The following is a 14330-nucleotide window of genomic DNA, read 5'->3' on the forward strand; positions in this document are numbered from 1 at the left end:
GTCGCCATAAAAAATGCCAGCTTACTTGCTGGCATTTTTGTATTCAAAAACGGAATGAGTTACTGATATAAGGATTTGTCCGTTGGATCTGGACGGGTTTTAAAGCGGCGATGCAACCACATATATTGGGCGCGGTTTTTATCTATTATGGATTCGATAATCTTGTTACCACGAATCGCATCGGCTAATTCATCTTCGCCGGGGAAATTATCCAGCGGTGGCATCACTTCAATCCGATAGCCCTCATCACCTTCGGTACGTTCCACAAAAAAGGGTAATACTTTGGCTTTGCCGAGTTTGGCTAACGTGGTGGCCCCCGTAATCGTTGCCGCATCTGGCATGGCATAAAACGGGATAAATACCGCGCTTGATCGGCCAAAGTCTTGATCGGCCGTGTACCAAATCACATCGGGATTACGTAGGCAGCGCACCATTTGGCGCAAGTCGCGTTTAGAAACGAGACCTTTATTCGAGCGTAAACGGCCTTTAACTTGGAGGTATTCCATCACAGGATTGTTGTGTGGGCGATAAACCCCCACGCCGGGTTGGAATTGGCCGAAGATACGTGCGCCCATTTCCAGCGGTAAACAATGCACTGCAAACAGGATAACGCCGTGGCCAGCATCGAGGGTGTCTTGCACGTGTTCTTTGCCTGTGATGCTCATGTGCTGCTGCACTTTTTCATCGGACCACCACCATGCATTGATGGTATCGAAAATGGCTTTGCCCGTTTCTTCAAAGTTACGCGTGAGTAGTGCTTCTCGCTGTGCTTCTGACATTTCAGGGAAACAGAGGCTCAAGTTACGGCGCGCCGTATGAGTACGACTGCCAGCAAATTTCATCACTAAGCGACCTAAACCTTTACCCAGTTTCATCTGCCAAGAGAGCGGTAGAAGCTGAGTTAAGCGCATTAAAAATACGCCAAACCACATGGGCCAATGCTTAGGATGATATAAAGAAGATGAAAACTCGGCTTTCTCGACCACAAAAATACTCACTACTTTTGAAAATTACTGCTTATTCTAACTCAATTTTTACTGAAAATTAGGTACAATCACGGTTTAATTTCTGCATAAAGATAAGAGCACTATGAAGGTTTCTCTGCCAGCATTTGAAAAAGCCAGAGTGTTAGTCGTCGGCGATGTGATGTTAGACCGCTATTGGGTTGGCCCAACGGGACGTATCTCCCCCGAAGCTCCCGTACCTGTGGTGAAGATTAATCAAGTCGAAGACAGACCCGGCGGCGCGGCCAACGTGGCGCTCAATATCGCGACCTTAGGTGGTCAAGTCCAACTTGCTGGGCTCGTCGGTCAAGACGATACCGCCCATGCCTTAACGCTTGGCGTGCAAACCTTAGGGGTTGAACCACAATGGTTAACCATTGCAGACAAGCCAACCATCACTAAGTTACGGGTGTTATCACGTAACCAGCAGTTGATCCGCCTCGATTTCGAAGAAGCTTTTGACAAGGCCGATAGTGTGCGTTTGCTCAATCAATCTGAGGCTTTACTCGATTCCGTCGATGTGGTGGTGTTGTCTGACTATGCGAAGGGCGCTATCGATCAGCCGCGAGATTTCATTGCGCTTGCCCGCGCAAAAGGTGTGATGGTGTTAGTCGATCCTAAGGGCAGTGACTTTGGCCGTTATCAGGGCGCGTCGTTGATCACCCCGAATATGAGCGAGTTTGAAGCCGTTGTTGGCACTGTGACCTCAGAAGCGGATCTGCTGGAAAAAGCCCGTGGCTTACTCAAGCAACATAATTTTGATGCCATCTTAGTCACCCGCTCAGAAAAGGGCATGACCTTAGTGACCACCAATGCGCCCGAGCTGCATATTCCTACCGTTGCCCGTGAAGTCTATGACGTGACGGGTGCTGGCGATACTGTGATTTCTGCCTTAGCAACCTCATTAGCCGCGGGCGCCGATTTACCGCAGGCTTGCGCAATTGCGAACACCGCCGCTGGCGTGGTGGTCGGTAAACTTGGCACTTCTACCGTGAGCCGCATTGAGCTTATTGAAGCTTTGGCTTTGCATCATGGAGAATCGGGTTTTGGTGTGGTGAGTGAAGATCAACTCGCCTATGCCCTAGAGCAGGCCAAACTGCGCGGTGAGCGTGTGGTGATGACCAATGGTTGCTTTGATATTTTGCATGCGGGCCACGTGAGTTACCTCAAACAAGCCAAAGCCTTAGGCGATCGTTTGATTGTTGCAGTAAACGATGATGCCTCGGTTAAACGCCTTAAGGGTGATGGTCGTCCGGTCAATCAGGTTGATCGCCGTATGGCCGTGCTCGCAGGCTTAGCCTCTGTCGATTGGGTGGTGCCTTTTAGTGAGGATACGCCGCAGCGCATTATCACTCGACTGCTGCCAAATCTACTGGTTAAAGGCGGCGACTATAAGCTTGAAGATATCGCAGGCGGTGCTGAAGTGATTGCCGCTGGTGGTCAAGTGCAAGTACTGGGCTTTGAGGATGGTATTTCAACCACGGCGATTATTCAAAATATCATGGCGAATCAGTGAGCTTAGTTGCTCTGGTATTCGCATCTAGCTTGTCTTGGACGCCCATTGCCGATAAGCAGGCTTTGATTTGCCCTTTACCAGAGCTGGACACTTGCTTGGCATTATTGCCTAAGCAAGTGTTGGCGCAGCTGCCCGCTACGTTAGATCAATTTAAGCGCGATTTAGGCCGCAGAAGTGCCATGGTCATGCCCGTCGATGACAATAAGATTGCGGGCCTAGTCTTAGTCAATGAGTTGCAGACGCCGCAAGTGCAGTTAGCCAGTGTCGATCTCGTGACTTATCAATTACCTTTGCTCGAACAGCCGCAATTAACCCTATGGCATGAGCTTGGTCATTTGGAGAACCTCGCCCTACAAGGCACAGTGTTACCGACTCAATTGAGCGCATATCAGCATGAATGGCTAGCCGATATCTATCTGGTTTGGCGTATCGCGCGGGAGCGAGGTGATTTTGCCTTGGCATGGCAGCAATACCATAGACGCAATCTTGACGCGTTAACAAGTCCGCAATACTTGTCGCATTGGAGCTCGCCAATGTTGATACAAGTGTTGCGTCACTACGAGGTGGCTCAAGTGGCGAGATTCGCCGATTATCGGGATTTTCTGGCGGATTTTTATCCTAACGCTGAGCAATTAGAGCCGAGGTTATTAGGCGAGTATTCGAGCTTAATGCAACGGACTTTTGGCGCGAGTGTGTTGCAACCCCTTCCTGAATATCTATTTTGGCGAAAAGCCGATCTTGGACACTATCTACAACCCACCTTCGTTTTACTCATGGGTGAGGAAAAAGCGCATAACTGGTTGGTACAAAATTCAATGTTATGAAGGTGTTAACAGAATCGGCGTTTAAGCCTGTTTTAAACTGAACCCTAGCTGAACAAAAGCGAAATACGCTGGTTGCAGCCGAGTGAACAGCAGTAATCCCTGAGCGGCTTTGGTAAGCTTTCCCCCTAAAAAAAAGAGGGGAGACTTTACTATGGCTAAGCGCTCGCGAGTACAAACTGAGCAAACCATAAATCAGATTATGGATGAAGCGTTAAGACAAATTTTGACTATCGGCTTTGAGACTATGTCTTATACCACGTTATCTGAAGCAACGGGTATTAGCCGCACAGGTATTAGTCACCATTTTCCACGCAAGAGCGATTTTCTCGTTCGTTTAGATAGCCGTATCGGCAATCTATTTGTTGCGGCTCTGGATTTTTCTAGCCAAGAGGCATTAGAAACATCGTGGATGCAGGCAATGCAGGAAGAACATTACCGCGCAGTATTGAGACTGTTCTTTAGTCTTTGTGGTGGTGCCAACAATGAAATTACCCTCTTTAGAGCGGTGAGCACAGCACGTCAGCAAGCGATTGCTGAGTTAGGTTTAGCGGGCGATCGCACGATCAACCACTTATTAGGCCGTACTGCTGTGATGTTGTTGTCCAATTTCGATGTGGCAAAAGCAGCATAATAAACTGACCAATTAATATAAAAATGGAGCCTGATGGCTCCTTTTTTATAGGTAAAAATCGTGATTTTTACTGAGGAAACTCATTCTTTAGTCGTGTAAGATATGCCCTTTATTGCGTTATACCGCCTTTTACTCTTGATTTGACAGGATAAACATATGGACATGACACCCAGCTCTAATGTCGCCGAGGCTCCCAAACGTAACATCAAGCTCGATAATACAGAGCTCATCAAAACCAGTTTTTGGGTGAGTCAGGTCTTTATGATCATTGCGACGGTTGTCGGGGTGTATTTAGCCGCGCAAGAAGGTTTATCGCAGGCGATTAAGTTCGATAACTTAAGTAATATGCAAAACAACTATCATCTGCGTCATGCGCTCTATGATGAGTTGAGTGACAACGTTGAAGTGCTAAACGCGTATGCAGAGAAGATTCGGACTGAGGCACCCTATGACATAAAGTCAGTGCATCCCAATATGGCGACCTTTGTATGGGAAAATATGCGTTATTCAGCCAATACTTTAGAAACTCCAAGCAAAATACTGAGTGATGCACGTCGTTTCTACCTCACATCGGCAAATGTGGTTGAAAAGATAGAAAGTAAATTCTACGGCCCACGTTTTGGGGCCACCCAACTCGTTGAGTTAACAGAAGAACTGACCAAATCCACTTTGCCCGCATTAAAAGCAAACTATGAGTCTTTAGCCGCTGAATTAAGAGCAAACGATATTTCGCTCGATTAATTCTAGGGAAGCCATTGCCAAAACGCTGGGTCTGATTCGCGTCACAAGCATGAAAAGTGGTGTGTAAACTGCTGGCTTTTTTGGTGATTAAGTCGAACTGTTATATTTAAAAAAGTCAGCTCAAAGCTCAAAGAAAGGGAAGATTATGAGTTTCAAATGTCCTGGTTGTCATAACCATAAAATGCGTGAATATGAGTTTCACGGTGAAAAAGTGGATACTTGCGAGGCCTGTGGAGGATTGTGGTTTGATAACGGTGAACTCAACAAAGCGTTGTCGAAGGCTGACAATGGCGATGACAAAGTGCGTGTTGAAGAAACACTCGGTGCACATTTAGGTCAGGCTAAGCGCCAATGTGGCCATTGTGAGGTGTCGCTTGAGCGCTACCACTTGATGGATGGTTACCAAATAGAAGTCGATGTTTGCCATAGCTGCAGCGGCATATGGATAGACAGGGATGAAAGCGACAAAGTGGTGAAATCTCCACTTGTTAAAAACCTGCTCGCTGAACTGGACGCAAAAATAAGCACTAAGACTTGGATATTCCAATTCTTATCCCAGATGCCAGTTGAGTTTAACCTCAAGCCGAAAAAGCCGCCTGTAGTGACCTACTTGTTACTGGCGCTCAATATTTTGGTTTTTGTTGGCTATGGATTCGATCTGGATATGACTGATAACGTGTTTGCTCGTTTTGCACTACGGGCTGACGACGTAATGCACGGTAGCAATGTTTGGACTCTATTTAGCCATATGTTTTTACACGGTGATTTAATGCATCTTGCCGGTAATATGTACTTTTTATATGTAGTTGGCGATAACCTCGAAGATGCGCTTGGCCGCGCCCGCTTTTTTGTGTTGTATTTGGTGTGTGGTTTTGCCGCCGCTGCAACTCAAATTGCTGCCGATCCTGGCTCGAATATTTATATGGTTGGTGCAAGTGGTGCCATTGCTGGGTTATTTGGCATGTATTTAATGTGGTTTAGACATGCGAGTCTGACTTTCATGTTTATCATTTATCAGAAGAAGCTTTCGCCTATGGCATTCTTCAGCATCTGGTTAGTCTTTAATATTATTGGTTTAATTATGGCTGGTGAAGGCGTTGCTTACTGGGCACATATCGGTGGTTTTGTCGCGGGTCTGTTGATGGGTATTTTCCTAAAAGACAAAGTGATGCAAGCTAATCCACTGATTGCCATGCTCAACGAACCTGAGGTTAAGATAGCGCGCTAAACGTTAGCATTTCTTACGCTTAGTGCTTGAGTGGCTTTATCAATTCGGCAGTTAGCGCGAGATACGATATAAGAAGGGAGCCAGCGGCTCCCTTTTTATCATTGAAACAGTGTGTTTCGCCTAAACGATTGCCACTCTGTAAAGGTTACATCAGACTCAAAGCGCTTTTAAAATCGCTTCGACACTGGCCTTCGCATCCCCAAATAGCATTTGGGTATTATCTTTGAAGAACAGTGGGTTTTGCACGCCGGCATAACCTGTGTTCATCGAGCGTTTAAAGCCGATAACGTTTTGCGCTTTCCACACTTCGAGCACTGGCATGCCTGCGATTGGGCTACCTGGATCTTCCATTGCCGCAGGGTTAACCGTGTCGTTCGCACCAATTACGAGTACTACGTCAGTGTCGTTAAAGTCGTCGTTGATTTCGTCCATTTCAAGCACGATATCGTAGGGGACTTTCGCTTCCGCCAGCAGTACGTTCATATGACCGGGTAAACGGCCTGCAACTGGGTGAATGCCGAAGCGGACTTTCACACCAAGATCACGCAGTCTTTTGGTGATTTCAGCCACAGGATATTGCGCCTGTGCTACCGCCATACCGTAACCTGGGGTGATGATGACAGAGGTGGCATTTTTAAGCATATCCGCCACATCTTCGGCGTTGGTTTCACGGTATTCGCCCATTTCTTCATCGGCAGTCGAGGCCACGCCATCTGTGCCAAAGCCACCAGCGATAACTGAAATAAACGAACGATTCATCGCCTTACACATGATGTAAGACAGAATTGCACCCGATGAACCCACTAATGCGCCAACGACAATCAAGAGGTCGTTCGACAACATAAAGCCCGCTGCCGCTGCTGCCCAACCTGAGTAGGAGTTCAGCATAGACACCACCACTGGCATATCTGCGCCGCCAATCGATGCCACTAAATGCCAGCCAAAGGCGAAGGCAATCAAGGTCATCAATAGCAGTGCTGGCATAGTGCCGCCAGTTTGGACGAAGTACACCAACAGGGCGAAAGACACGAGCACAGCCACTAGGTTCAACTTGTGGCGATGTGGCAGCATCAAAGGTTTAGATGAAATCACGCCGCGTAACTTACAAAAGGCCACGATAGAACCTGTGAAGGTGACCGCACCGATGAAGATCCCGAGGAAAACTTCGACCAAGTGAATGTTAAGCATGGCGCCAGTGAGATGTTCTTTGCTGGCGGCTTTGGCCGCTTCATTGAGGGCATCGTGCACTGCGGCGAGGGTCATATTAATATCGCCACCGACAGCTACGACGACTTGCGATACTTCCTGTGGGTGTAAGTCGATAAAGCTGTTAAAGCCAACCAATACCGCGGCCATACCGACGAAGCTGTGCAATATGGCAACCAGTTCAGGCATTTCAGTCATTTCGACTTTTAATGCTAAACGGATACCAATCGCGCCGCCAATCACCATGGCGATTAAGATCCACGCAATACCGTTAGTATCAGGGTTGAAAATGGTAGCCAGTAGGGCAATTGCCATACCTAAGATACCGAATAAATTGCCGTGTTTTGCCGTCTCTTGCTTAGACAGTCCCGCGAGACTGAAGATGAAGAGAATGGCGGCAATAATGTAAGCTGCTGTTACCAGTCCTTGAGACACGTTAAACCCCCTTAATCCTTACGGAACATCTTCAGCATGCGCTGAGTGACGGTAAAGCCACCGAAGATGTTAATACTGGCGATCAGCACGGCGATAAACGCCAGTACAGTGACCAAAGTTGAACCCTGACCGATTTGCAGTAGGGCGCCGACCACGATAATGCCCGAAATCGCGTTAGTGACTGACATCAAAGGCGTATGCAGTGAGTGGGATACGTTCCACACAACATAATAACCGACGACGCAGGACAGCAAGAATACCGTGAAATGGGACAGGAACTCTGGCGGTGCAACCGATGCCACGGCTGCAAATCCAGCAACGCCTAAGGCGGCGAGCACGTATTTGAGCTTAGATGGCGCTTTCGGGGTGGTGTCTTTAGGCGCGATTTTCGCGGCAGGTTTTGCCGGCGCCGCAGAAACCGAAATCGGTGGTGGCGGGAAGGTCACTTCACCTTCTTTAATCACAGTCATGTTGCGCATGACCACATCATCGAAGTTGATGCTGGCAGTGCCGTCTTTCTCTTTGCACATTAACTTCATCAGGTTGACTAAGTTAGTGCCGTAAAGCTGTGACGATTGCGCGGGCAGACGACCGGGTAGATCGGTATAACCAATCACTTTTACACCGTTCGGAGTGACAAACAGCTCGCCCGATTGCGTGTATTCGCAGTTACCGCCAGTTGCAGCGGCTAAATCGACGATCACTGAGCCGCTCTTCATGCTATCGACCATAGCTTTGGTGATGAGCTTAGGCGCAGGACGACCAGGGATCAGCGCCGTAGTGATGATGATATCGACTTCTTTGGCTTGCTCAGCAAACAGCGCCATTTCGGCGGCAATAAATTCATCCGACATGGTTTTAGCATAACCATCGGATGAGCCACCTTCTTCGTTACCAAAATCAAGTTTAAGGAACTGGCCGCCCATAGATTCGATTTGCTCCGCCACTTCTAAGCGAGTATCGAAGGCGCGCACTATGGCGCCAAGCGAACCCGCAGTACCAATGGCAGCAAGACCTGCCACACCGGCACCAATCACTAGCACTTTAGCGGGAGGCACTTTACCGGCAGCGGTAATTTGACCGGTAAAGAAACGGCCAAATTGATGCGCGGCTTCAACAACGGCACGATAACCGCCAATGTTGGCCATAGAGGAAAGGGCATCGAGTGACTGGGCACGGGAGATGCGTGGCACCATGTCCATCGCCATCACGTTGATCTTGCGTTTAGATAACTTCTCAACCAGCTCAGGGTTTTGTGCGGGCCAAATAAAGCTGACGACAGTTGCTCCGTCTTTGATTTGTTCTATTTCGGCGTCGCTTGGCGCATTGACCTTAAAAATCAGATCGGCTTGCCAAACGTCAGTTGTCACTTTCGCGCCTGCAGCTTCAAAGGCTGCATCATCGAAACTTGACAGTTGACCCGCATTGGCCTCAATAACAACTTCAAAGCCGAGTTTTTTAAGCTGCTCGACGGTGGCTGGAGTCGCGGCGACCCTAGTTTCACCGGCGAGACTTTCTCTCGGTATTCCAATCTGCATGACTACTCCCTGATGGTTTATATAATCGTTCCGCCTGCTGTGCTTCCTTCATCGTACTCAACTGCAAAATCTGTCATCGCCAGCGATTACTCGGCTGGTGATTCGAGTCAGTTCGGGCATTCAATCTAGGATGGACACTTTTTGTTTTAAAAACAAACTATTCTGTGGGCAACAGAAATTTCTGTTCGACAGGCTCATGACCATTGTGGCAATACTTTAGCTTGGCACAAGTGCATATTTCTCAAGCAGGCCGTTTCTGCACTGGTCGGATCAAAAACTTTTAACCAGTGCACACTTTTGTAGCTTAAATTTTGCACTTTGTATATTCCAAAATGGAATTAAAAATCCGATTTTATTCTTTTTTGCTTTTCTTAAACCGCGATAAGCTTGTGGACATTACACTGTCATAGGGCCGTCTCATGTTGTTAAAAGAACTTTCATCGCTGGCTTCGCCATTGTCTCAAGGACAAGTCGAGAAGCTAAAACAACTCACTTCTGAGTTAAGTGCTGTGCAACTGGCTTGGGTGAGTGGCTATCTTGCTGCCACCGCCAATGCTGGCCAACTAGCTCCCGCCGCGCAGGCGCAAACCGCTCAAACAGTGACGATTCTTTATGGCAGCCAAACGGGTAATGGCCGTGGTGTCGCCAAAGCGCTCGCCGATAAAGCACAGGCGCAAGGTTATGCGGTCAATCTGGCTTCAATGGGCGAATACAATGTTCGCCAACTGAAACAAGAAACTGTGCTCTTGCTGGTGGTCAGCACCCATGGTGAAGGTGAAGCGCCGGATGACGCGATTGAATTACATAAGTTTTTAGCATCGAAACGTGCGCCTAAGTTAGACAATCTACATTACTCAGTGCTTGCGCTGGGGGATTCAAGCTATGAATTCTTCTGCCAAACCGGTAAAGACTTTAGTACTCGTCTAGCGCTACTGGGTGCTAAGTCATTGTTACCTTTGGTTGAATGTGATGTGGACTATGAAGCCGCCGCTGGTCAGTGGCACGCCGATGTGTTAGAGGCCGTTAAGCCGCTTATCGAAACCTCGTCCGCCAGTGTGGTATCTATCGGTACCGCTAAAACGATTGGCGAAAGCGAGTTTACTAAGCAAAACCCCTATAGCGCTGAAGTGCTAGCGAGCCAAAAAATTACCGGCCGCGGTTCAGACCGAGATGTGCGCCATGTTGAAATTGACCTTGGCGATTCAGGCTTAAGCTATCAAGCGGGCGATGCCCTCGGTGTGTGGTTTAGCAATAATGAAGTGTTAGTCGATGAAGTCCTCGTGGGTCTGTCGTTGGCCGCCGATGAGTTAGTGACCTTAGGCACAGAATCCTTGACCCTTAAGCAAGCTTTGCTTGAGAAGAAAGAGCTGACTCAGTTGTATCCTGGATTAGTCAAAGCGTGGGCCGAACTGAGCGGCAGCGCTGAACTGCTAGCATTGACTGAGAATAAAGAACAAGTTCGTCATTTTATTCTTAAGCATCAATTTGCGGATTTAGTCGCCCAGTATCCGTTAACAAATAGCGCTGTCACGTTAAGCGCGGCAAGATTGCTTGAGTTACTGCGCCCATTAACCCCAAGACTTTACTCTATCGCCTCAAGCCAAAGTGAAGTGGAAACCGAAGTCCATTTAACCGTGGCGTTAGTGGAAGATGAGCGTCACGGCGCGGCCCGTTTTGGCGGCGCGTCACACTTCTTAGCCTCTGCGCAGGAAGGCACTCAGGTTAAGGTTTATGTTGAGTCGAATAAGCATTTCCGTTTACCCGAGAATCCAGACACACCAGTTATTATGGTTGGCCCAGGCACAGGTGTTGCGCCGTTCCGTGCCTTTATGCAGGAGCGCGTGGCCCAAGGTATTCAAGGTGATAGCTGGTTATTCTTCGGCAATCCACACTTTGAGCAGGATTTCTTGTATCAAACTGAGTGGCAACAGTATTTGAAAAATGGTGATTTAAGCCGTATCGACGTGGCGTTCTCACGCGATCAAGCCCATAAAGTTTATGTGCAGCACCGTATTAAAGAACAAGGCCAAGCCCTGTGGCAATGGTTGCAAAACGGCGCGCATCTGTACATTTGTGGTGATGCTGAACGTATGGCAAAAGATGTTCACCAAGCCTTGATAGAGGTGGCAGTCGAAGTCGGTGGTTTGGATACCGAAGCTGCCGAAGCCTACTTTGAAACACTGCGCAGCGATAAACGTTACCAAAAAGACGTGTATTAATCTCAACCGTTGCGCATATAAGAAACGCATAAGAATAGCCAAAGCTGCACACGTGATGACTTGTGCAGTTAGCGAACCGAATTTGAAGAGGCAGTTGCCATGAGTGAGCAAAAGTTAGCGTTAAACGAATACCTAAAGACCGACAGTGATTACCTGCGCGGTACGATTAAAGAAGGCTTAGATTCTGCGGTAACCGGCAGTTTCAGTGACGGCGATCAGCAGTTGATCAAATTCCACGGCTTCTATCAGCAAGATGATCGCGATTTACGTAACGAGCGTAAAGAGCAAAAACTTGAGCCTTTATATAGCTTTATGTTGCGTGCTCGTGTGCCTGGTGGTATCTGTTCGCCGCAGCAATGGTTAGGCGTAGACAAAATTGCGTCTACCTTAACCAGCTCAAACAGCATTCGTTTGACGACCCGTCAAACCTTCCAATACCACGGTATTCCTAAGCGTAACTTGAAGACCATTATTCAAGACTTAGATCGTGAAGCGCTGGATTCGATTGCCGCTTGTGGTGACGTTAATCGTAACGTGATGTGTAATCCTAATCCGGTGGAATCGAAACTGCATGAGCAGGCCTATGCGGTGGCGAAACAACTGTCTGATCATCTGCTGCCACACACGCGTGCTTATGCCGAAATTTGGTTAGACGAAGAAAAGTTACTCTCAACCGAAGATGAAACCGTTGAACCTGTATATGGCAAAACTTATCTGCCACGTAAGTTCAAAATGGCGGTTGCGGTTCCTCCCGATAACGATGTTGACGTTTACACTAATGATTTAGGCTTTATCGCCGTTGCCGAAAACGGCGAGCTGGTTGGCTTTAACTTAACCGCGGGCGGCGGCATGGGCTCGACCCATGGCGAAGTGGAAACCTTCCCACGTCTGGCTGACGACTTTGGTTTTATCAAAACTGCAGACGTGATGAAGTTTGCCGAAGCTGTCATGACAGTGCAACGCGACTGGGGTAATCGTGTTAACCGTAAACGCTCACGCCTTAAATACACTATCGTCGACCATGGCTATGAGAAATTTAAAGCCGAAGTCGAACTGCGCGCTGGGGTGAAGTTTGAGCCTAAGCGTGATGTAGTGATTGGCGATCGCGGCGATCGTTATGGTTGGGTTGAAGGTGTTGACGGTAAATGGCATTTAACCTTATTTATCGAAAGCGGCCGCATTAAAGATTTACCGGGCCAAACCCTGCAAACGGGACTGCGTGAAATAGCTAAGATCCACAAAGGCGATTTCCGCATGACCTCGAATCAAAACATGATCATTGCAGGTGTCGCGGCAGAAGATAAAGCCACGATTGAAGGCTTAGCCCGCAAACACGGACTACTGGGCCAAGTGTTGACGCAAACCCGCGGTCATTCGATTGCCTGTGTGGCCTTGCCGACGTGTCCATTAGCAATGGCGGAAGCTGAGCGTTACTTCCCTGAGTTTATCGATCATATCGATGCGCTGCAGGCAAAACATGGCATCAGCGAGCAAGCGATTGTAGTGCGGATGACAGGTTGTCCAAACGGTTGCGCACGTCCATTTGCCGCTGAAATTGGCCTTGTGGGTAAAGCACCAGGTCGTTACAACTTGTACTTAGGCGCAAGCTTTGAAGGGACTCGTCTGAACAAGATGCACAGAGAAAATATCCAAGAGGCGGAAATTCTCGCCGAATTGGATGCCCTGTTTGGCCGCTACGCCGTCGAGCGTGATGCAGGCGAAACCTTTGGTAACTTCACCGTCCGCGTGGGCGTTGTGAAGGCGGTGATTGATGCCGCTAAGGATTTTCATGGTTGATCATCAACAAAAAACCAGTGATACAGTGCCGACTGTGGTCAGCACGGCCGAGTTAACGGCGCTATTGAGTGCGCCTAAGGCCGAGCAAACGATAGAGCTTGAGCGCATAAATCAGTTCTTAGCCGGATTGAGCGCACAAGAGCGAGTGTTATGGGGCTTAACTTATTTGCCCGGTAATCATGCGCTGTCGTCAAGTTTTGGTATTCAAGCCGCAGTGATGCTGCATATGGTGAGCCAGGCACAGGCGAATATTCCGGTTATCCTCACGGATACAGGGTATTTGTTCCCTGAAACCTATCAGTTTATCGATGAGCTGACACAGCGTTTATCACTGAATGTAAAAGTATATCAAGCGCCGATGACAGCCGCATGGCAAGAGGCACGCTTTGGTAAGTTGTGGGAGCAAGGCATAGACGGGTTAGAGCAATACAACCGTTTAAACAAAGTTGAGCCTATGCAACGCGCCTTAGCCGAGCTTGACGTTGGTACTTGGTTTGCAGGGCTGAGACGTAGCCAAGCCAGCACCCGTGAGGCGCTGCCGATACTGGCGATTCATGGCACTCGCTTTAAGTTACTGCCGATTATCGAGTGGTCGAATAAAGATGTGCACCTATATTTGACTGAGTTTGACTTGCCGTACCACCCACTTTGGGACCAAGGCTATGTTTCTGTTGGTGATACCCATTCGAGTAAACCACTTGAATTAGGCATGACAGAGGAAGAAACGCGCTTTAATGGGCTGAAACGTGAGTGTGGTCTGCATTACGATATCTAGTATCTTATTGATTTAAAATATTAAACGCCTCAATTGCCATTGGGGCATTTTTTATCTCTGTGTGATAAGTGTTATCTTTGATTGAATTTAATACTCTGGATTGACGATAAAGCGAATCGATGTCATTTAAGCGTCATTTCACTGAGATATATTGATATTCATAGGGTTAGTGTTGGTGGCTCTTTAAAGGATAAAAATGTTGTACATTTTTACTCACAGAGTTATGCACATTGGTTAAGCCTGAACTATATTTTGAAGTTCCCGTAGATGGTTTTGAGGGATTTTACTGTGAAATTGACATGATTCATGTCTTTTCCGAGGTTAAGTGGTTGTATATCGGTATTTATGGGCTGGGTTTGCTGTGTATTGATATCATTCGACTGGATGCAGTGAAAGCGTTGAAAACCTGACTCGCA

At 47.9% G+C, this 14330-nt stretch carries 11 protein-coding genes; 8 read left to right on the forward strand and 3 right to left on the reverse strand.

Going from position 1 to position 14330, the window contains the following annotated elements; genetic code table 11:
• Positions 1 to 59 precede the first annotated feature (59 nt).
• Positions 60 to 986, reverse strand: coding sequence for an LpxL/LpxP family Kdo(2)-lipid IV(A) lauroyl/palmitoleoyl acyltransferase (locus tag OX890_RS06370; RefSeq protein ID WP_006085939.1), 927 nt, complete (start codon positions 984 to 986; stop codon positions 60 to 62).
• Positions 987 to 1089: 103 nt separating this feature from the next.
• On the opposite strand from OX890_RS06370, the gene hldE reads away from it, so the two are divergent.
• From hldE to OX890_RS06395, 5 genes are all read left to right on the forward strand, one after another.
• Positions 1090 to 2520: a bifunctional D-glycero-beta-D-manno-heptose-7-phosphate kinase/D-glycero-beta-D-manno-heptose 1-phosphate adenylyltransferase HldE gene (gene hldE / locus OX890_RS06375; RefSeq protein ID WP_259576503.1), complete on the forward strand. Its 1431-nt coding sequence runs from the start codon at positions 1090 to 1092 to the stop codon at positions 2518 to 2520.
• Entirely contained in the window at positions 2517 to 3344 is an 828-nt protein-coding gene (locus OX890_RS06380; RefSeq protein ID WP_268650277.1) for a hypothetical protein, read from the forward strand. Before hldE ends, OX890_RS06380 begins: the two co-directional genes overlap by 4 nt.
• Positions 3345 to 3495: 151 nt before the next feature.
• Positions 3496 to 3975: a TetR family transcriptional regulator gene (locus tag OX890_RS06385; protein ID WP_006082899.1), complete on the forward strand. Its 480-nt coding sequence runs from the start codon at positions 3496 to 3498 to the stop codon at positions 3973 to 3975.
• Between the two features lie 156 nt (positions 3976 to 4131).
• Entirely contained in the window at positions 4132 to 4716 is a 585-nt protein-coding gene (locus OX890_RS06390; protein WP_126491250.1) for a hypothetical protein, read from the forward strand.
• 145 nt (positions 4717 to 4861) lie between these two features.
• Positions 4862 to 5944, forward strand: coding sequence for a rhomboid family intramembrane serine protease (locus OX890_RS06395; RefSeq protein ID WP_268650278.1), 1083 nt, complete (start codon positions 4862 to 4864; stop codon positions 5942 to 5944).
• 156 nt (positions 5945 to 6100) lie between these two features.
• On the opposite strand, the gene pntB is transcribed toward OX890_RS06395, so the two are convergent.
• Entirely contained in the window at positions 6101 to 7585 is a 1485-nt protein-coding gene (gene pntB, locus OX890_RS06400; RefSeq protein ID WP_006082896.1) for a Re/Si-specific NAD(P)(+) transhydrogenase subunit beta, read from the reverse strand.
• A gap of 11 nt (positions 7586 to 7596) precedes the next feature.
• Positions 7597 to 9123: a Re/Si-specific NAD(P)(+) transhydrogenase subunit alpha gene (locus OX890_RS06405; protein ID WP_006082895.1), complete on the reverse strand. Its 1527-nt coding sequence runs from the start codon at positions 9121 to 9123 to the stop codon at positions 7597 to 7599.
• Between the two features lie 419 nt (positions 9124 to 9542).
• Here OX890_RS06405 and OX890_RS06410 point away from each other — a divergent pair, with 419 nt between their 5' ends.
• From OX890_RS06410 to OX890_RS06420, 3 genes are all read left to right on the forward strand, one after another.
• Positions 9543 to 11342, forward strand: a complete 1800-nt coding sequence (locus OX890_RS06410) for an assimilatory sulfite reductase (NADPH) flavoprotein subunit (protein WP_268650279.1) — start codon at positions 9543 to 9545, stop codon at positions 11340 to 11342.
• Positions 11343 to 11441: 99 nt separating this feature from the next.
• Entirely contained in the window at positions 11442 to 13139 is a 1698-nt protein-coding gene (gene cysI, locus OX890_RS06415; RefSeq protein ID WP_259578367.1) for an assimilatory sulfite reductase (NADPH) hemoprotein subunit, read from the forward strand.
• A complete protein-coding gene (locus OX890_RS06420; RefSeq protein ID WP_259483530.1) occupies positions 13132 to 13914 on the forward strand; it encodes a phosphoadenylyl-sulfate reductase in 783 nt (260 codons plus the stop codon). Before cysI ends, OX890_RS06420 begins: the two co-directional genes overlap by 8 nt.
• The last annotated feature ends 416 nt before the right edge of the window (positions 13915 to 14330 follow it).

Origin of the sequence: Shewanella sp. DAU305, from assembly GCF_026802235.1 — a bacterium.
GTDB classification, from domain to species: Bacteria; Pseudomonadota; Gammaproteobacteria; order Enterobacterales; family Shewanellaceae; genus Shewanella; species Shewanella baltica.